This is a genomic window from Psychrosphaera haliotis, from assembly GCF_009728465.1.
Taxonomy (GTDB): domain Bacteria; phylum Pseudomonadota; class Gammaproteobacteria; order Enterobacterales; family Alteromonadaceae; genus Psychrosphaera; species Psychrosphaera haliotis.
The window spans coordinates 53,608-73,671 of the sequence record NZ_WOCD01000001.1 but is presented as its reverse complement, the minus strand read 5'-3'; the positions used below and the strand labels follow the sequence as shown (position 1 = coordinate 73,671).

Below are 20,064 nucleotides of genomic sequence, written 5' to 3'. Positions count from 1 at the left end.
GCTAGAGCCGCTTTTTATATGTTAACCTTGGTTAGATTTTACAGTTCACGGATCAAATAAGAATGAGAATAACCAGTAACTTCGATAGCGGGAATATTAATGTTGTTGATATTTCAGATGCAAAAAATATCCAACTTTCTATTGATAAAGATCATCAATCAGATTTTTATCAGTGGTTTCACTTTAAATTAGAAACGACAGCCGGCGAAGAGCACATCCTTCGTATTACTAACGCAAAAGATGCAGCGTACCCAGAGGGCTGGGAAAACTATCAAGCAATGGCTTCTTATGACCGTGAAACTTGGTTCAGAGTGAACTCTGAGTACAAAGATGGTGAATTGGTTATTAATCACATCCCTGACTTTGACAATGTCTTTTATGCCTACTTTGTTCCTTACTCTTATGAAAGACACCTAGACCTTATTCATCAATCTCAATTGAACCCTGATACTCAGCTTATTACCTTAGGCGAGACATTAGACGGTAGAGACATGTCTTTACTGCAAATAGGTGTTCCGCAGCCTGGTAAGAAATCAATTTGGATTACGGCGCGTCAACATCCAGGCGAATCTATGGCTGAATGGTATGTTGAAGGGCTATTAGATAGATTGTTTGATGCTGATGACGCGACTTCTAGACTATTGTTAGATAAAGCTGTGTTTTATGTTGTTCCAAACATGAACCCAGATGGCTCTGCTCGTGGTCATTTGCGAACTAACGCAGTTGGAACCAATTTAAACCGTGAGTGGCTAGAGCCAAGCATGGATAAAAGCCCTGAAGTGTATTTAGTGACTGAAAAGATGAAAGAAGTAGGTGTTGACCTATTTTTAGATATTCACGGCGATGAGGCTATTCCATATAACTTTGTTGCGGGTTGTGAAGGCATCAAGAGCTATGATGCTCGTCACCAAACGTTAGAAGAAACCTTTAAAGCAGCGTATGCAGCTGCAACACCAGAGTTCCAAGATGTACATGGTTACTCAAAAGATAAGCCTGGTGAAGCTAACCCTACAGTAGGGGCGGCATGGGTAGGAGAGCAGTTCAAATGTTTGTCTTACACAGTGGAAATGCCATTTAAAGATCACAACGATGCTCCTGATGCTATGTATGGCTGGAATGATGTACGATCGGCGAAGTTTGGCGCGGACGCATTAACGGCCGTTTACGCAGTTATTGATCAGTTAAGATAAAAAAGAAGGGCTATTTAGCCCTTTTTTGCTATAAAAGTATTCAAGATAAGATTTAACCATTAAAACAATAAATAAAAATAATAATTTTATATAACTTTAAAAAGGAATAACCAGTGAACGCATTTAACGATTTACTCTTGTTTCTTGATGGCATATTAGGAAGCTCACCGTGGTTTCCATATGTGCTGTTAGGCGTGGGTATATTTTTCACCATCTATCTTAAATTTCCACAAATTCGCTACTTCAAACATGCTTGGAAAGTAGTGACCGGAAAATACGACAAAAAAGGTGCGGAAGGTGATACTAACCATTTCCAAGCTTTGTCTACAGCTTTATCTGGTACGGTAGGTACAGGTAACATCGGTGGTGTTGCACTAGCATTATCAATCGGTGGCCCAGCAGCTTTATTCTGGATGTGGATGACGGCTTTTTTCGGTATGACAACAAAGTTTGTTGAAGTTACCTTATCGCATAAATACCGCGTAAAAACTGAAGATGGCACGATGGCCGGTGGCCCAATGTACTACATGGATCGTCGCTTAAACATGAAGTGGTTAGCGGTTTTATTCGCTATTGCTACAGTTGTAAGTTCATTTGGTACAGGTAGTTTGCCTCAAATCAATAACATTGCTCAGTCAATGAATGATTCATTTGGTTTTGACCATATGTTAACTGGTGGTGTGTTAGCTATTTTGTTAGCGCTGGTTATTTTAGGTGGTATTAAACGTATTGCTTATATCACCTCTCGTGTTGTTCCTGTAATGGCTACTTTATATGTAATTGGTGCATTAAGCGTAATCTTATACAACTTAGAAAACCTTGGACCATCATTTATCTCTGTATTCCAAGATGCCTTTACCGGCTCTGCCGCTACCGGTGGTTTTGTTGGTGCTGCATTTGCTTACGCATTCACTAAAGGCGTTAACCGTGGACTGTTTTCTAACGAAGCTGGTCAAGGTTCTGCGCCTATCGCGCATGCTGCAGCTAAAGCTGACGAGCCAGTATCTGAAGGTATGGTTTCAATATTAGAACCATTTATCGATACGATTATCATTTGTACATTAACGGGTATGGTAATCCTGTCGTCGGGAGCTTGGCATGAGAAGCATGAAAATGACTTCCAACGTTCAGATATGCTTATTTTGGCTGGCGAATACAGTCAAAAAAATGAAACAGACTTAACGTCAGTATCAGCTTACCTAAATGAGATTGGTTCGGATGTAAAACCGTACCAAGGTGAAATTATGGTAAAAGAAGGTAAGGCCGTTAGTGGTGGTTTTACAATTCTTAACTCTCGTTCGTTTGCTGAAGATGTTGTGTTCCTTTTACCTGGTGAACACGTATACAACGGTAAATTAAATGTTATTGATGGTTTGTTGAAAAACAAAGAGATTATCGTTCGCGGTAATTCACTTATCCATTCAGCATCATTAACCACAGAGGCATTTACCCGTGGTTTCTTTGGTGAATCTGGTAAATACATAGTAACCATTGGTCTATTACTATTTGCGTTCTCAACGGCAATTGCTTGGTCTTACTACGGTGACCGTGCAATGACCTACTTGTTAGGTGCCCGTTCAGTTATGCCATACCGTGTTATTTATGTTGCTGGTTTCTTCTGGGCTTCATTTGCAGATACTTCATTGATCTGGAACTTGGCTGCAGTGGCTATCGTGGTAATGACGCTTCCTAACTTGTTAGGTATTTTCTTACTGCGTAAAGAAATGAAAGAAACAGTAGATGACTATTGGGTTAAATTTAACGACGAGCATAAGAAAGATAGTTAATGCCAACCGTTATATTTGAACAATAATCAAATAGACCATAAAAGCATCTTAGGGAACTAAGGTGCTTTTGTTTGTTTAAAAGCTTAAAGTTTTATGTAAGATAACGTTAATAAAGATGTTTTTAATTAGACGTTTAGTTAGAAGGAATGTTAAATGGCTATTATGAAATGCCCACAGTGTGGCAAGTCAATTTCTGATAAACAACAAGTTTGTCCTCATTGCGAATTAGACATGACAAACCTGACGGAAGAAAAAATTCACAGTTTGAGTAAAATTAAATCGCTTAAATACAATCAATCTCTTCAAACTCATCAGTTTATAGCTACCTTATTGTTTTTAGCGGGTTGTTTTTCGTATTACAACATTGAAGATAAAGCCTCACCACAGTTTGTTGCTGCGCAAGCCAGTATTTTGGTTGGTTTTATTTGGTATGTTGTTAATAGATTTAGAATTATTTGGGCAAAACGAAGCCTTAAAAAGTAGTAGAGAACGGTATGAACCTTGATCAAATGTTAGCGGCGGTAACGCCAGAAGTTTATGAAAACTTAAAATATGCTGTGGAAACAGGAAAATGGCAAAATGGCCAAAAGTTAACAGAAAAACAAAGAGAAGATTCTTTGCAGTTGGTAATGGCTTATCAAAGTAAAGTCGCTAAATCTGACGAGCATTTTACTGTTGGACCAAATGGTGAAATGGTTATGAAATCAAAACGAGAGCTTAAAAAAGATTTTCTTTCCGATATGGACATTGCAAGGTTTGATCAAGATGATATTTAAAAAACTATTTAGCAAGAAGAAATGGCAAAGCAACAAAATCAGTGACCGAATTAGCTCAATTAGCGAGTTGGAAACGTCAAACTCAGAGCAAAAGAGTATTCTTCATGAGTTAGCCTTTAATGACGCAGATAAAACCGTTCGCAGAGCAGCGCTGGAAAAGTTAAACGACTTTTCATTGTTTTGGCAAGCTGCAAAAAAAGAAGCAGATGAAGACGTTAATCGCTTTGCATTAAATCAACTTAAGAAAGCGTTAACGTCAAATTCGAATGACTTAGCTAGTGACTCTGAAAAATTAAACTTCATTAAAGAGTGCAGCAATAGCCAACTAATAAACGACATAAAATACCAGCTACCTACCACTGAATTAATAGAAGCTGCACTACAAAGAATAAACAAACAAGAGTCGTTTATCGAAGCGCTTATTCTTGGGCATTTATCAGATCAAACATCGCTTAAAACAATTCAAATGTTAGATGATGCAAATGCACTTAAAAAGCTACAGAAAAAACTAAAGGGCACTAACCTTGCTGAAGTCGAATCTAAATTAGCGATTATTCAACAGCATACTGAAGCGCTTTCACAAGCTGACAAAAAAGCACGGTTAACCTTAGCTCAGCTAAATGCCTTAAAAGACAAAAGTGATTTTGTAGAAATATCTAGCCAATATAGCCAATTAACAAGAACTTGGAATGAATTAAGTCCTTTAGTTTTAGAGTTAGACTCACATATAAGTACGGAATTAATTGGTAAGTATCAGAAGCTAGATGAAGCATTAAAAATAAAGCTATCGACGTTAGAGTCAGCTTATTTAGATATTAAAGAGCGTAGTGAAAAAGAGGCATCAAAAAAACGAGTGACCGAAGAGCTCACGAGTGATTTAGAGAACTTTGAACGCAACTTGAACAATCTCGTTGAGAACGATGGTGAAATTGAACTTGGTATGACTCAAACGTTAGAAGAAATTTCTAACCGCGTAGAGCAAGCCGAAATTAATGAAGCGAGTAAATCTCAAATAACATCTAGAGTTGAAAAGCTACAAAGAAACTTAATCGACTTGCCAAAAATTAAAGCCGCTCAAAATCAAGCTCAAGAGTTGATTAAACAACTCCAAGAAATGACACCACCAGAATCTGTAATAGCGCTGAATGATTTTAATCCGCAGCTTAAATCTGTTAAGTCTCAGTGGGCAGAGTTAGAATCAAAAGCGTTATTAAACAGCGAAAAGCGTAGAGAGTTTAAAGAGTTAGTTTCAAATTTAACGAGTGCCGTGAAAAAGTTAGAAACAGAACAAAACAAAAAGTTTTCATCTTTTAAACGCAAGCAAAGTGAATTGAGTCAATTAATAACAGACGGCAAGTATAGAGAGGCGTTTGGTTTATTTTATAAACTTGAGTCTTGGTACGCTGAATTAAATGACTACCAGCAGTCAAAGATAGAAAAGTCGTGGCAAGATAGCGCTGCTGAAGTAGCTAAATTAAAAGATCTTGAACAGTCAATTGCAGCACCTAAACGTCAAGAGTTGCTAACTCAAATAGAGCAACTAGCAAGCAAACCATTGGTTGACCCATCTGAGCAGGCACACAGAGTTAAGGTGTTAAGAAGTGACTGGTTGTCATTAGGTCGTCTAGAAAAAGACGATCCTCTTAATGAGCAATTTAACCTTGCATCTGAAAAAGCATTTGAGGTCTGTAGAGCGTTTTACTCGGAGCTTGAAGCAGAACGAGATAAGGCTTATCAAGCTAAAATTTTGATTATTGAGCAATTAGAAATGTTAGCTCAGAAATTACAAAGTGAAGCCGTTTCAAGTTGGAAAGATGTTGAGCAACTGAACAACAAGCTGACTAAGTTATGGTTTGATACAGGCTTAATAGATAAGTCTAAAGTAGCTGAGACTAATAAGCGTTTTAGTGAAAGTAGTAAATTGATTAAGGCTAAAATTGCTGAACAGCATAAAAATAACCGCGCTTTAAAGTCTGCTCTTTTAGAAAAGGCAACTGAAATCGCAAAGTCAGAACAAACGTTAGCAGACAAAGCGAATCATTTGAAAAAGCTTCAAGCCGACTGGAAACTTATAGGTTTTTCAGGACGTAAAGTGGATGATCAACTTTGGACAGACTTTAGAAAAGTAAATAATGCGGTGTTTGATGATTTAGGCGCGTCGAGAAACGAGTCTCGAGATAAGTCTGCTGAGCTGCGTAAAGGATTGTTGGAAGCGATTCAAGGTTATCAAGATAAATTGACAGCGATTGATAACAATAAAGATCTTCGAGAGCTAGAAGCAGAAGCTAAGTCGCTAAAAATCGAACGCTCAGAGTTAGAACGTTCTGATTTTGATAAGGTTTCTAAAGCTCACAAAGCGTTACTGGATAAATTATCTAACAGTGAACTTGAGATTAGAGATGCGAATCGAGTTAATCAATACAAGCAACTCTTTGATGGCTTAGAAGATTTAGCAAATGGAAATACTATTGATAACTCTGTATTAAAAACGTCATGGGCAAATGCCCTTAATGCTAATACAAAGGTCGATAGGTTGGAGACGACAATTAAGCTAGAAATCATGTCGGATTTAGAAAGTCCAGAGCAGGATAATAATACTCGTAAAGCGGTACAAATGTCGATGATGACGGATAAGTTAGAATCAGGTGTAACTTATAATCAAGAAGAGTTATTAGAAGACTGGTTATCGGCCGGGGCTGTCTCTAAAGAGGATGTTGATTTAGTAAACAGGATCAGAAAAGTATTCTTAAAGTGAGTAAAATAATCTGATTGGTGACCCGTCCTAAATAAGTGTCAACGTTATTTAGGAACGGTCATGTTTATACAAAAAAGCCGATTTTAAATCGGCTTTTTTGATCATTATAAATAAAGTCTTATGTACAAAAATTTATCAACTACGTTCGCCCTTTAAGTTGTCAATAAATAACGAGCGTCTTTGTTCATAAGATAAATCTTGGCTTAATAGATAGTGCAACTTAGTCAAGCAAGCCTCTAACGTCATGTCTGCCGCTGAAAGGGCACCTGCATCTTTTAAGACATGCCCAGTCGCATAACCGTCCATGTTTACTTGACCTCGGAAGCATTGAGTACGGTTGACGATCAATATTTCTCGTTCATGAGCATTCCTAAGCTCAGCAATAAGCGCACTATCCTGAGGCGCATTACCCACGCCATAACTTTGCACAATAAGTGCGTTTACCGGTTGTGCAAGCACATTGGCAATTACAGTATGACTAATGCCTGGGTAAAGCGTCACTACGCCGATAGGCTGACCACTAATCGTCACTACTTTTAGAGGCTCAGTACTCGAAGGCGAAACAACTTCGCCTGCCTCAATTTTTATTTGAATACCGGCCGTAGCGAGAGGTTCAAAGTTAGGACTATCAAATGCATTAAAACCAGTTGAGTCTGCTTTAGTTGAGCGGTTACCTCTAAGCAGTTTATTGTTAAAGAACAAACTGACTTCAGGAATAGGGTAGTTCGCAGCCAGATAGAGGGCATTTAATAAGTTTGTTTGGCCATCTGACCGAATTTCTGACAAGGGTATTTGGCTACCAGTTACTATGACTGGTTTGCTGAGGTTCTCTAACATAAACGACAGCGCCGAGGCGGTATAAGCCATTGTATCGGTGCCATGCAATACAACAAAACCGTCAAACTCGTCATAGTTTTTTGCAATGTCATTAGCAATAACCTGCCAGTCATTTGGAGACATATTGCTTGAGTCGATTACAGGGCTGTACTCGTTAATAACAAACTCAGGCATTTCGTCGCGAAATAATTCAGGTAGGCTATTAACAACGTCGGTAATATAGCCCTCCACAGGAATATAACCCTGCGGAGACTTTTTCATACCTATGGTTCCACCTGTATAGGCGATGTATATCTTCTTTTTCTGCATCATTGGGTTAATGCTTCACACTCTAAACAATAAATGTACATGTGCTTAGGATCGTTGAACTTCATCCAGCCCGTAGCATCATCCCACATTTTATTTACTAACGATGTGAATGGATTTGAACGTTGGCTTGTTGTTTCTATCGCCAATGGTGGAGCATACACTTTAGCCATACCTAAAAATTGTTGAATTATCTTGTCAAAGCCTAGCACAGGCTCTTGAATCGTGATCACTGAATAGTCTTCTAAACTAGCTAGTTCAGCAGCGCCTTTAATTGCATCGTCAAAAAAGCCCAGTTCATCAACTAAGCCGAGGGCCTTAGCCGTTTGGCCTGACCAAACACGACCTTGGGCAATATTATCAACTTCTTTAATACTCATGTCCCTTTCTGTAGCAACTAGGTTAAGGAATTGACGATAACCATTCTCTACAGACAGCTGTAAAATATCTTCCATGGCTTTTGGTAGCTTACGAGCTGCTGATAAACCAGCTAATTCTGTTGTTCCGACGCCGTCTGTATACACCCCAAGTTTAGCAAGGGTTTCTTCATAGGTTAGGAACATACCAAAAATGCCTATAGAGCCAGTAATCGTACTTGGAGAAGCCCAAATTTTATCCGTTGAAGCAGCAATCCAATATCCGCCTGACGCGGCCAGTGAGCTCATAGAGGTTACGATAGGTTTACCAGACTCTTTTATCGCTTCAATTTCATTTCTGATAATTTCAGAAGCAAATGCACTGCCGCCTGGGGAATCAACACGGAGTACAATCGCTTTAACAGTGTCATCAAGTCTAGCGTCTCGTAAAAGCTTCGCTGTTGAATGTCCGCCTATTTCACCAGGCTTTGCATTACCATCATAAATGGTGCCGCTAGCAACAACTACAGCCACTTTATTGGCAGCTAATATAGGATACGATTGGTCAACAAAGTCTAGGTATTTGTTCAGAGTGATGTAGTTAACGTCTTCTGAATTCATTTCTTGTTGTAAATACGCATTAAACTCTTGATGCGTCATTACCATGTCAATCCAGTTATTTGTTAACGCTAGGTCTGAAAAGTCACCGTCAACGGATTTAAACTTTTCATAAAATGCAGATAGTTTTTCGTCAAATTGGGTGTTTTCTAGTTTTCGTTGTGAAGCAACATCCGTTTTATACATGTTCCATAGTTCATTCAACCACTGATTATTTGCTTCTTTAGCCTCTGCAGACATGTCATCTCTAATATAAGGTTCAATAGCTGACTTGAATGTGCCAACACGAAAGATGTGAGAGTTAACCTCAAGTTTGTCTAGCGCACTTTTATAATAAGTATTGTAACGGCCAAAACCATCCAGAATGATAGAGCCCATTGGGTGTAAAATTACAGTGTCGGCATGTGCTGCTAAATAGTATTGACCTTGTGTGTAAAAGTCACCGTATGCAACTATGGGTTTTCCGCTCGTTTCTTTAAAACGTTGTAGCGCATTACCTACTTCCTGCAATTTACTCAAGCCTGCATTTTGTAGACCATGTACATCCAGTTTCAGCATAGATATTTTGTTATCTTTCGCAGCAAAATCGATAGCATTTAAAATATCTGTTAGTAACAACTCTTTGCGAGAGTCGGCACCGCCTAATGCATCATTCATGACTTCAGCGTAAGGGTCAACTACCGCTTTTTCTTCAACGATGTCGCCAACGAGTTTTAACTCAAGGATAGAATTTTCAGCAAAGATTATGGGCTTTTCGGTGTTACTAGAAGAGAGGCCTGCAAATATCGCGATCGCGATGAAAATAAAAATAATATTTAGTACAGCCTTACGGGTAAAGTTTAAAACTCCCCAACAAGCTCGTATTAAATCGAAAAACCAATTCTTATTGGTAGAAATTTCATTAGACATAAAGTGTCCCAAAATGAGTTAAAATTCTTCTGATATTGTTGATTAATTAGCAAACCTTTACCAGAATTGATATGTAACAAAATTAAACTATTGATGTCCGACCAGTAGTCAGTTAAAGTTTTGCCTAGTTTAAACAGCTTACGTTGGTTTGCAACATGTCATATCCTCATTTATTTCAACCACTAGACCTTGGTTTTACTACGTTAAAGAACCGAGTTCTAATGGGATCGATGCACATTGGGTTAGAAGAAGAGCGAAACGGCTTTGACCGATTAGCCCAATTTTATAAAGAACGCGCCGAAGGAGGTGTGGGCTTAATCGTGACTGGCGGTATCGCGCCTAACTTTGCGGGGCGAGTAGAACCTCGTGGTGCGCAGTTGAGCCATTTTTGGCATGTTGGTAAGCACCGAAAGATCACCAAAGCTGTGCATGATGCCGATGGCAAAATATGTTTACAAATATTACATACTGGTCGGTATGCTTATCACCCATTTAGTGTATCAGCGTCGGCTATTAAAGCACCAATATCACCATTTAAGCCAAAAGCCTTGTCTGCTCGTGGAATTAGAAAGACGATTAATGACTTTGCTAACTGCGCAAAACTTGCTAGAAAAGCAGGTTATGACGGTGTTGAAGTGATGGGTTCAGAAGGTTATTTGATTAACCAGTTTATTGCGCCTAAAACCAATAAACGAACTGACCAATATGGTGGAAGCTTCGAAAATAGAACTCGAATTGCTATTGATATTGTTAAAGCAATTAGAGAACAAGTTGGCAGTGACTTTATCATTATCTTCAGATTATCTATGCTCGACTTAGTTGACAACGGAAGTACATTTGAAGAAGTAGTAGCGCTAGCAAAAATGTTAGAAGAAGCGGGTGTAACGTTACTTAATACAGGTATTGGTTGGCACGAAGCTAGGATCCCAACAATAGTGACATCAGTGCCTCGTAAAGCATTTACGTGGATTAGTGAAAAAATTAAAAGTGAAGTGTCAATTCCAGTTATTACGACTAACCGAATTAACACGCCAGAAATAGCAGAGTCTATATTATCTGATGGCCAAGCAGATGTGGTGTCCATGGCACGGCCACTACTCGCAGATGAAAATTTTGTTAACAAAGCACAAGCAGGTCAAGCCGACAGGATCAATACTTGTATTGCTTGTAACCAAGCTTGTTTAGACCACGTGTTTAAACGCCAACAAGCAAGTTGTTTAGTTAACCCAAGAGCGGGTTATGAAACTGAGTTGGTCTTTAAAACTGTGGTTAATAAGAAAAAACTCGCGGTTATTGGTGCAGGTCCAGCCGGAATGGCTTTCTCTAGTTATGCAGCAGAGCGCGGCCATGAAGTTCATTTGTTTGATCAGGCGACAGAAATTGGTGGTCAATTTAACATTGCTAAAACAATTCCTGGTAAAGAAGAGTTTTACGAGACAATTCGTTACTTTAACAACCGTTTAAAAGACGCTGGAGTCCACTTACACTTGGGTGAGCGACAAACAGCTGAAGGGTTAAAGTCTCAAGGTTTTGATCAAGTAATTGTTGCTACCGGTATATCCCCAAGAGAATTAAAATTACCAGGTTTTGATGATGATCGCGTTCTAAGTTATTTAGACGTATTAAGAGATAAAAAAGAAGTTGGTAAAAAAGTAGCGGTAATTGGCGCTGGTGGCATCGGATTTGATGTGTCTGCTGCGTTAACGCAACCAAAATCGCACTCTTTAGATTTGGAAGCTTGGTTAGCGTATTGGGGTGTTGATACTGACTATAAAAATCGCGGCGCGATTAAACCAATGAAGGACGATCCTCCTGTTCGTGAAGTGACTCTAATGCAGCGAAAAAATACTAAAGTAGGTGCTGGTCTAGGTAAAACGTCGGGTTGGGTTCACCGCGCAGAATTAAAGCGTGCTGGTGTAACTATGCTAAATGGCGTTGAATATCGTTCTTTTTCTGACAAAGGATTAGAAATTGCGATAGATGGTCAGGTACAATATCTAGATGTAGATAACGTGGTTGTTTGCGCAGGACAATTATCCAATAATGTTTTAGCTGAAGAGTTAACGGCGTTAGGCCAGTCAGTGGAAATTATTGGTGGGGCATCTGTTGCCGCTGAATTGGATGCCAAAAGAGCCATTCGCCAAGGGGCTGAGTTAGCCGCCAAAATTTAAAATGAAAAATAATGAAGTAACGATTTGTTTAACAAATCCAAAAAGCCCCAGCAATGTTGGGGCTATTTTACGAGCAGCGGGTTGCTATCAAATTCCAGAACTGCTTTATACAGGTAATCGCTACAACAAAGCCAAAAAGCACGCCACCGATACTCAAAATGTGGGTAGTGACATAGCTGTACGCCATGTTGAGTCTTTTTTAGACGAAAAGCCTAAAGACGTAAAGCTTGTTTGTATTGATTTTGTTGAAGGGGCGACGCCGTTGCCTACTTTTGAACACCCGGAAAAGGCGTATTATGTGTTTGGGCCAGAAGATGGTTCATTAAAACAAGACATAATTAATGAAGCTGACTATGTCGTTTACATGCCAACGATAGGAAGTTTGAATTTAGCCGCAGCCGCAAATGTAGTTTTATACGACCGCGCGGCAAAATCTTTTACAGAACACAGCGATGAGCTGATTCGTGAAAGCCGAGATGTGAATAATAGATTAAAAGTGCCTGCTTAATTAAAGCAGGCGTTTTAAAATTCTATCTATTTGAGTCATTCGTATTCTGTTTAACAACTTTTGAGGTTTAGCAGGGTAGTCTTTTATTCCATCAAGCTGTTTGTAACTTTCAACAATGGTTGTGTGTTTATAAATAGCATCAATCTCTGGCTGTACTTTAGGCATCAATGACTTAGCAGCATCATCAATTAACAATCCATTTTCTAAATCTAAAGTCCAGGCTCTTGGGTTAATATTACTGCCCGTTACCAAATGATATCTAGAATCTACAATGATCCCTTTTAAGTGATAACTATTTTGTTCATGTTTCCACAAGCGAATAACCAATTGACCACTGTCGATGTACTTTTTCCATCGTTTAGCAAAACGAACTAAAAGAATTTCATAAACGTAAGGCACTATACCTATAGTGCTAAACTTTTCGTCGTCGTGAATGAAAAAGTCATTTGCGGTTTTATCACCAACAGTAATCTCAATTTTCACACCGCGTTTTAACGCCTTAGCAACATCTCTAGTTAATACCTTTGGCATGTTGAAGTAGGGCGTAAAAATAACAACAGAAACGCTCGCTTTTTTGAATGAGTTTTCTTATTTTATTGTTCAGGCTATTACGTCGTTTACCAAAACCCACTAAAGGTTCAACTTTTAATTCAGCTGCACTTGGCGATTCATCAGGCACTTTATATTCAACATTAGACAAATAATGTTTTAATTGCAGAATGAGTTTTTTCAGCTCAGGTAAAGTTGGAAACTCACCTTTGTTTAAGCGTGGGGCTAATTCAGAATGGACAAAAACTTGATTAAGATACTTTACAAAACTATCCGCTAGGTCAGCATTGTTAAACTGATAATACCTATCTAGTCGATACTTTTGTTGTTGATGTAAATAGATGTCATTAATACTGGCACCAGTAAAAAAGAGAATGTTATCAAACACCATGCCTTTAAGGTGTAATACCCCAAAGAGCTCTTTGTTTTTAACCGCTACACCATAAACTTCTATTTCTACGCCAAACTCTTTTGCTTTTTGCAGATAAAAAGCGCGATTGCCTTCTTGTTCTTTTGCGCCAATCAGACCACGTCTTGCTCGGTGAGCATCAACAAAAATTTTAATATCTAAATCTGGATGATTTTGTTTTGCTTTATAGAGCGCATCCATAATTTCACGGCCTGCATCATCATCTTGTAAGTACAAAGCCGTAATATAAATTCGTGAAGTCGCGTTTGTAATAAGCTCAAGCAATCTAGACTTATACTCTTTGGCAGAATATAAAATGTCTAAATCTTTACTGTCCATTTCAATAGAATTGTTAAGATCCATTAAGCCAAAATCTATCATAGGTTGTTGCCTAATAAGTAGTTAAAGCTGTGATGAGGTTTAACTTCGGTTTTCTTTCCTGCTTTAAATTCGAACGCCACTTTTTTGCCTAACAAACACAAGCCATTTGAGGATAACCTTAATGCACTGCCTTCTTGAATTCCAACAATGGTTGTATCTGGATTTACAACCATAAACTCTTGAAGACGCATTTCTCTAGTTTCGCCATTATGCCCAGGGGCTTGATATTCCGTATAGTGTGGATTCAACTGAAAAGGAACAATGTTTAACGCATCAAAACTTTGAGGCTCTACAATTGGCATGTCGTTTGTTGTCTTAATGCTTGCGCCGGCAATATTAGAAACCTGCACTCCAACCGATATAAGCTTTACCAGATTGAACGTTTGTAGAGATATATTCCACTAAGTCTGCTTTATAAAGTCGGTCTAATAATGCAAATGTATTTCCGCCGCCAACAAAGACTACATCTGCTTTGTCGATAGCTTGCTTTTCGTCATCATGCTGATGAATTGAGCTAAAGTTGATGTTTAAATCTGTTAAGGCGATTTGCACCATGTCATGGTACTGATCAAACGTAACGCTCACGCCAGCATAGGGAACAAAAAGGACATTTGGTGTAGTGGCCAAATTTAATGACTCTAAAAATTCTTTAATTAACGGGATTGCATGTTCAAGATAACCCGTTTCGCCTTCACGAGAGGCACTTAAGAGTAGGGCATTAGGCATTATAAAATTCCAATTCGCTGCAGTAAGTTTTGTAATTTAACTTGGTCAATAGGCTTAGATAAGAATCCCTTAGCGCCCATTTCCCAGGTGAGTTGTACATTGTCTACTGAGTTATAAGATGAGCACATTACAACTGGTACGTTGATGTTTTCAACATTAATTCGATCTAATACTTTTTTACCGTTTATATCCGGTAACTCGATATCCAAAATAACCAGATCAAAAGGTTGTGCTTTTAGTAAGTCGATAGCTGCGCCACCGGTACTTATGCAAGTTACAGAGCTTAAGCCGAGGTCGGACAAAAGCTCTTTAAATAAAGCTAAAATATCATCAGCGTCGTCAATGACTAGAATATTCTTAGACATAAAACGGGATTAGTCGTTTCTTAACGCAAAGCTATAAGCTGTATTAAACGCACTTTCTTGGAACTGACGAAGCTCTAAGTCTTTCATCGTGTATTCAAGAGGGTTTTGCTTTAGCGTTTCTTTAATCTCTTTATTATTTACCATTTCAACTTTTACATTTTCAATAAGTTGAATAGCAGCTTCCATTTTAAAGCTATTTGCGCTGCCAGAAAACTTGCCACGCATCGGGCGTTGTTTAATAGCAATAGTATCGACCTTGTAGTCTTCTACCATTTTCTTAAATATAGAAAAGAACGCTTGAATGCCCGGTGCATTTTCTGCATCACGAAGCTCAATACCTCGAGTACGAGTTTCTTTAACATTAAACATTCCGCCTTCACTGTTCATTAAAACAAAAACGGCTTCTTTGTTATTAAGTTCTACGCCTAATAAATTCATTTGTACCCTTTAAAAATCGAAAAAATTGCACTTAATTAAAAGTGCAATTTGGGTTAATAGTTTGCTGTACCTGGTGCACGAGGGAACGCAATAACATCACGTACATTCTGCATACCTGTTACATAAGCAACTAAGCGCTCAAAACCTAAGCCAAAACCTGAATGAGGCACTGAACCATAACGACGTAAGTCTCTGTACCAGCTATAGTCGTCTTTGCTTAAGCCCATTTCCTCTAAACGAGCATCAAATACTTCTAAACGCTCTTCACGTTGCGAACCACCAATGATTTCACCAATACCTGGTGCTAATACATCCATTGCGGCAACGGTTTTACCATCGTCGTTTTGGCGCATATAAAACGCCTTAATATCACGAGGGTAATTTTGCATAATAATTGGTGCGCCAACGTGTTCTTCAGCTAAGTAACGCTCATGTTCAGAAGATAAATCGATTCCCCATTCTACTGGGAATTCAAATTTCTTACCTGACTTAAGTAGAATATCAATTGCGTCAGTGTAATCCATTCTTACAAAGCTAGAATCTATTACTTGTTGTAAGCGTGAGATGGCTGTTTTTTCAACACGTTGTTCAAAGAACTTCATGTCATCTGGTAATTCAGCCAGTACAGCTTTAAATACGTATTTTAGTAAATCTTCAGAAAGTTGCGCAATATCGCTTAGGTCTGCAAACGCTACTTCTGGCTCAATCATCCAAAACTCAGCCAAGTGGCGACTCGTATTTGAATTTTCTGCACGGAAAGTAGGACCAAATGTATAGATTTTGCTTAGCGCGCATGCGTAAGTTTCACCGTTTAACTGGCCTGATACTGTAAGAAACGCTTCTTTACCAAAAAAGTCTTGGCTGTAATCAACGTCGCCTTTTTCCGTCATTGGCGTATTTACCATGTCTAAAGTAGACACACGGAAAAGCTCACCAGCACCTTCTGCATCAGAAGCGGTAATAATAGGAGTACTTACCCAATAATAACCTTGCTCATGGAAAAAGCGGTGAATAGCTTGTGATAAACAGTTACGTACACGGGCAACCGCACCAATAATATTAGTACGAGGGCGCAAGTGTGCATGTTCGCGCAAATATTCAATAGAATGACGTTTTGCTGCCATTGGATAAGTGTCTGGATTTTCAACCCAACCAACTACCTCTACAGATTCTGCTTGAATCTCTAAAGACTGACCTTGACCTTCAGACTGAACTAGAACACCAGTAACTGAAACTGAACAGCTTGTTGTTAGTTTGGTTACGTCTTCATAATTGTCTAAATTACTAGGCACAACCGCTTGAATTGGGTCGAAGCATGAGCCGTCATGAACAGCTAAAAAAGAAATGCCAGCTTTAGAGTCACGTTTAGTGCGTATCCAGCCTTTTACTGTTACGATTTCGCCAGCTTTAATATCGCCAGCTAATAAAGATTTTACTGAGTTATGTGCCATGTTTATTCGGTCTTTTCTTTAAATCGGGTTAAAAATAAATAGAGTGTAATCTTACTTAGTTGTCATTTAGATACAAGTGATATTAGGGTATGGTTAGCAGTTAATTAGCTAATTGTTTTATAATGGTTGTTATTTCGTCAATTTGGAGTGGTACGAAGTGTGGGATGGGTTAGAAAGACGAAAAGGACCAGACCTTTTAAGTCAAATTATAAATGTACTTAATGTTCTTTCTTGGTTTGTATTTGTCATCGCGTTAGCGTTGTTTCATTACGCTCGGCCGGAATTAAATAATATTATTTTGCAGTATCATAATATTCCAATAAGGGAGTATTGGTTAGGCACGCTTAAAGGGTACTTATATATTAGTTTATACATGAGCGTTATTTTCAGTGCGATTTCACTTATTGCAAATCAAGTTAGAAACAAAAGAAAAACAGACTATCAAAAGTATAACTTAGTATTCCTTATTATTGTGTTACTTGCATTTATTGGGGTTATTAGTGTTTAAAAAGCAGTTAAATGATCTTAAAAGCGAAAGTGTGAGCATAAGCAGCAGTGTCAGCATTGGTAACAGTTTGAGTTAAGTGGCAAGAGAACATAATTAGCAATGAGTAAAGCAACACTAAATAAACAAGTGGTCACAAATAAACAAGTCATACTGCTTCGTGGATTACCTGGTGCAGGTAAGTCCACATTTATCAATTCAATCCTCAAAAACAGCAATCAACTGAGCGATAATATTGTCATTCATAGTACCGATCATTTTTTTATGACAGCAGAGGGTTATCAATTTGATCCTCAAAAGCTGCCTTTAAATCACGAAAAGAACCAGCAAGCATTTAGCGGCTCTTTAAAAAAGGGCATTCCGCTTGTTATTTGTGACAATACAAACATTGAGTATTGGCAAATGAAACCTTACCTAGAAGCCGCACATTATTACGGCTACTCGGTAGAAGTTATTTCAGTAGGGCTGTTTAAAAATAGCGATAAACGGCAACAGTATGTATTAAGAAATAGTCATAATATTGAGCAAGAAGTCGTTGAGTCAATGGCTAAAAAATCACAACGATTTAACTACCTTAAGCATGCCGTGAATTAGTTGTTTTAGCTCGTTGGTTGTAATAACAAATGGCGGCATGACATATATCAATTTACCAAACGGGCGAACCCAAACACCATTAGCAACAAACTGCTTTTGAATACTAGGAACATCTACATTTTCTGACATTTCTATCACGCCAATAGCACCAAACACTCGCACATTGGTAACGCGTTGCCAATTACTTGCAGGCTTAAGTTCTTGTTTTAAAATGAGTTCAATGTTTTTTACTTGATCTTCCCATTGTCCGGTTTTTAAAAGCTCCATACTGGCATTAGCGGCTGCGCAAGCGAGCGGATTTCCCATAAAAGTAGGGCCGTGCATTAATACACCAGCTCGACTTTCACTGATTGTAGTTGCTACATTACTCGTACAAATTGTTGCAGCCAAAGTCATATAACCACCGGTAATCGCTTTACCAACACATAAAATGTCGGGGGTGATTTCCGCATGTTCACAGGCAAACATTTTACCTGTTCTACCAAAACCGGTTGCTATCTCATCGGCAATTAGTAAAACGTCATACTTTTCGCAAATTAACTTAGCCCCTTGCAAAAACTCAGGGTGATAAAAGCGCATTCCACCAGCACCTTGCACTATGGGTTCTAGTATAAACGCCGCAATGGTATCGCTACGGCACGCCAAAGTGTCTTCCAACTCCTCAAGTTCTTTTGGATTAAACTCATCATTCGGTGTTGAAACGGGGGCTTCAATAAAGAAGTTTTCAGGCAGCATACCCGCATATAAACTGTGCATTGAGTTCACTGGATCACATACAGCCATGGCCCCAAAAGTATCACCATGATATCCGTTTTTAATAGTTACAAACTTGTTTTTACCAAGGTGACCTTTGCCAAGTTGGTATTGAATTGCCATTTTTAAGGCAACCTCAACAGAGACTGAGCCGCTATCCGCTAGAAAAACTCTATCCAAACCTTCAGGTGTTAAGTCAACGAGGTGTTTGGCCAAATTTATGGCTGGCTCATGTGTTAACCCGCCAAACATGACATGACTCATTTTTTAAGCTGTAACTCAATTGCGTTATTAATTTTAGCATTGTTATAACCGTGTATAACGGACCACCAAGAGGACATTCCATCAATGAGTTCAGAACCATCTTCTAGTTTTATATACACACCATTTGCTGATTGCACTGGATAACAAGGCAAAGGTTCTTTTAAAGAAGTGTATGGATGCCAAAGGTGATTTTATCAAATTCAGTATCGATAGTGGTATGAGGAGTGTTATTTTTGTTCATATTATGACCGTTAGTAAACTTTACAGCTAAAGCTAAATTGACAAGGCAAGGGCGGAGGATAGACTAACGGGCATATTAAAAACAATAAAAATATTAAAGAGAATACTCTTAATCAAGGCACTTTATGAAAGCAGAAATCAGGCACAATTGGACCCACAGCGAAGTTAAAGCATTATTTGATATGCCTTTTAACGACTTAATGTTTAAAGCTCAAACGATTCATCGTGAGCATTTCGATCCTAATTATGTTCAAGTCAGCACATTATTATCTATTAAAACGGGTGCATGCCCAGAAGACTGCAAGTATTGCCCGCAAAGTGCTCGGTACTCTACCGGACTTGAAAAAGAACGTTTAATGGAAGTAGAAAAAGTATTGTTACGAGCTAAGGAAGCGAAAGAAATTGGTTCTTCTCGTTTCTGCATGGGCGCAGCGTGGAGAAATCCAAAAGATAGAGACATGCCTTATGTAATTGAAATGATCAAAGGTGTAAAAAAGCTAGGGTTAGAAACCTGTATGACGCTTGGCATGTTAAGCAAAGAACAAGCATTGGCGTTAAAGGAAGCTGGGTTAGATTATTATAATCACAACTTAGATACTTCTCCTGAGTACTATGGTGACATTATTACCACGCGTACTTATGAAGACAGGTTGTCCACACTTGATAATGTTCGTTCTGCGGGCATGAATGTATGCTCTGGTGGCATTGTGGGTTTAGGCGAAAGTGAGAAAGACAGACATGGCTTGCTGATGGCCTTGGCAAATTTACCGCATCATCCAGAAAGTGTTCCTATTAATATGCTGGTTAAAGTAAAAGGCACACCGCTTGATAATGTTGAAGACTTAGACTCTTTTGAATTTATAAGAACTATAGCCGTTGCACGTATTTTAATGCCGAAGTCCTTTGTTCGTTTGTCAGCGGGCAGAGAAGGGATGAATGAACAGATGCAAGCTATGTGCTTTATGGCTGGCGCCAATTCAATTTTTTATGGCTGTAAACTATTAACCACTTCTAACCCAGATGAACATTTTGATAAAAAGCTATTTGCTAAACTTGGTTTAAATTCAGAGCAGACAAAAGACTATTCGGATGAAACAAAAGAAGCGGCGTTGTTTGAGCAATTAAAAGATCAGCAACAGCCAGAAAAAGAACTGTTTTTTGAAGCTAAGTAGCAAG

At 38.6% G+C, this 20,064-nt stretch carries 17 protein-coding genes and 2 pseudogenes; 10 read left to right on the top strand and 9 right to left on the bottom strand.

What is annotated here, in order from left to right; all coding sequences use genetic code 11:
* Nucleotides 1-62 precede the first annotated feature (62 nt).
* The 5 genes from GNP35_RS00340 to GNP35_RS00320 all read left to right on the top strand — a co-directional run bounded on the left by GNP35_RS00340 (nucleotide 63) and on the right by GNP35_RS00320 (nucleotide 6,508).
* Complete coding sequence (locus GNP35_RS00340) at nucleotides 63-1,190, top strand: M14 family metallopeptidase (RefSeq protein ID WP_155693489.1); 1,128 nt, start codon at nucleotides 63-65, stop codon at nucleotides 1,188-1,190.
* 113 nt (nucleotides 1,191-1,303) lie between these two features.
* Nucleotides 1,304-2,977 carry an alanine/glycine:cation symporter family protein gene (locus GNP35_RS00335; protein WP_330997651.1) on the top strand — a complete coding sequence of 558 codons (1,674 nt, stop codon included), beginning with the start codon at nucleotides 1,304-1,306 and terminating at the stop codon, nucleotides 2,975-2,977.
* 153 nt (nucleotides 2,978-3,130) lie between these two features.
* Nucleotides 3,131-3,460, top strand: a complete 330-nt coding sequence (locus GNP35_RS00330) for a zinc ribbon domain-containing protein (protein WP_155693487.1) — start codon at nucleotides 3,131-3,133, stop codon at nucleotides 3,458-3,460.
* 11 nt (nucleotides 3,461-3,471) lie between these two features.
* On the top strand, nucleotides 3,472-3,753 hold the full coding sequence (locus tag GNP35_RS00325; protein ID WP_155693485.1) for a YeaC family protein: 282 nt from the start codon (nucleotides 3,472-3,474) through the stop codon (nucleotides 3,751-3,753).
* Nucleotides 3,743-6,508 (top strand): DUF349 domain-containing protein, encoded by a 2,766-nt coding sequence (locus tag GNP35_RS00320; RefSeq protein ID WP_155693483.1) that lies wholly within the window; start codon nucleotides 3,743-3,745, stop codon nucleotides 6,506-6,508. Before GNP35_RS00325 ends, GNP35_RS00320 begins: the two co-directional genes overlap by 11 nt.
* A 135-nt stretch (nucleotides 6,509-6,643) precedes the next feature.
* On the opposite strand, the gene ansA is transcribed toward GNP35_RS00320, so the two are convergent.
* Nucleotides 6,644-7,654 (bottom strand): asparaginase, encoded by a 1,011-nt coding sequence (gene ansA, locus GNP35_RS00315; RefSeq protein WP_155694568.1) that lies wholly within the window; start codon nucleotides 7,652-7,654, stop codon nucleotides 6,644-6,646.
* Nucleotides 7,654-9,534, bottom strand: coding sequence for a signal peptide peptidase SppA (sppA, locus tag GNP35_RS00310; protein WP_155693481.1), 1,881 nt, complete (start codon nucleotides 9,532-9,534; stop codon nucleotides 7,654-7,656). The genes ansA and sppA overlap by 1 nt, the downstream gene beginning before the upstream one ends.
* 155 nt (nucleotides 9,535-9,689) lie before the next feature.
* Here sppA and GNP35_RS00305 point away from each other — a divergent pair, with 155 nt between their 5' ends.
* The gene (locus GNP35_RS00305) at nucleotides 9,690-11,705 is read left to right on the top strand and encodes an oxidoreductase (RefSeq protein ID WP_155693479.1); all 2,016 of its coding nucleotides are present in this window, start codon (nucleotides 9,690-9,692) and stop codon (nucleotides 11,703-11,705) included.
* A 1-nt stretch (nucleotide 11,706) separates the two neighbouring features.
* Nucleotides 11,707-12,213 (top strand): RNA methyltransferase, encoded by a 507-nt coding sequence (locus tag GNP35_RS00300; protein WP_155693477.1) that lies wholly within the window; start codon nucleotides 11,707-11,709, stop codon nucleotides 12,211-12,213.
* Here the strand turns inward: GNP35_RS00300 and GNP35_RS15350 are convergent, their stop codons facing one another.
* The 6 genes and pseudogenes from GNP35_RS15350 to asnS form a co-directional block, all read right to left on the bottom strand.
* Nucleotides 12,214-12,744 (bottom strand): phospholipase D-like domain-containing protein, encoded by a 531-nt coding sequence (locus GNP35_RS15350; protein WP_230961248.1) that lies wholly within the window; start codon nucleotides 12,742-12,744, stop codon nucleotides 12,214-12,216.
* On the bottom strand, nucleotides 12,725-13,552 hold the full coding sequence (locus GNP35_RS15345) for a phospholipase D-like domain-containing protein (protein WP_230961247.1): 828 nt from the start codon (nucleotides 13,550-13,552) through the stop codon (nucleotides 12,725-12,727). Before GNP35_RS15345 ends, GNP35_RS15350 begins: the two co-directional genes overlap by 20 nt.
* Nucleotides 13,549-14,281, bottom strand: a pseudogene (gene pepE, locus GNP35_RS00290) (dipeptidase PepE). The gene GNP35_RS15345 and the pseudogene pepE overlap by 4 nt, the downstream one beginning before the upstream one ends.
* Complete coding sequence (locus GNP35_RS00285; RefSeq protein WP_155693475.1) at nucleotides 14,278-14,643, bottom strand: response regulator; 366 nt, start codon at nucleotides 14,641-14,643, stop codon at nucleotides 14,278-14,280. Before GNP35_RS00285 ends, pepE begins: the two are co-directional and overlap by 4 nt.
* A gap of 9 nt (nucleotides 14,644-14,652) precedes the next feature.
* A complete protein-coding gene (locus tag GNP35_RS00280) occupies nucleotides 14,653-15,081 on the bottom strand; it encodes a DUF3010 family protein (protein WP_155693473.1) in 429 nt (142 codons plus the stop codon).
* A gap of 53 nt (nucleotides 15,082-15,134) precedes the next feature.
* Complete coding sequence (gene asnS, locus GNP35_RS00275; RefSeq protein ID WP_155693471.1) at nucleotides 15,135-16,532, bottom strand: asparagine--tRNA ligase; 1,398 nt, start codon at nucleotides 16,530-16,532, stop codon at nucleotides 15,135-15,137.
* Nucleotides 16,533-16,689: 157 nt separating this feature from the next.
* On the opposite strand from asnS, the gene GNP35_RS00270 reads away from it, so the two are divergent.
* Both GNP35_RS00270 and GNP35_RS00265 read left to right on the top strand, forming a co-directional pair.
* Nucleotides 16,690-17,040 carry a hypothetical protein gene (locus GNP35_RS00270; protein WP_155693470.1) on the top strand — a complete coding sequence of 117 codons (351 nt, stop codon included), beginning with the start codon at nucleotides 16,690-16,692 and terminating at the stop codon, nucleotides 17,038-17,040.
* Nucleotides 17,041-17,139: 99 nt separating this feature from the next.
* A complete protein-coding gene (locus tag GNP35_RS00265; RefSeq protein ID WP_155693468.1) occupies nucleotides 17,140-17,631 on the top strand; it encodes an AAA family ATPase in 492 nt (163 codons plus the stop codon).
* On the opposite strand, the pseudogene bioA reads toward GNP35_RS00265, so the two are convergent.
* Nucleotides 17,593-18,889 (bottom strand): annotated as a pseudogene (gene bioA / locus GNP35_RS00260) (adenosylmethionine--8-amino-7-oxononanoate transaminase). The gene GNP35_RS00265 and the pseudogene bioA overlap by 39 nt on opposite strands.
* 124 nt (nucleotides 18,890-19,013) lie before the next feature.
* Between bioA and bioB the strand changes: the two are divergent.
* Nucleotides 19,014-20,060 carry a biotin synthase BioB gene (gene bioB / locus GNP35_RS00255; RefSeq protein WP_155693466.1) on the top strand — a complete coding sequence of 349 codons (1,047 nt, stop codon included), beginning with the start codon at nucleotides 19,014-19,016 and terminating at the stop codon, nucleotides 20,058-20,060.
* Nucleotides 20,061-20,064: the final 4 nt, after the last annotated feature.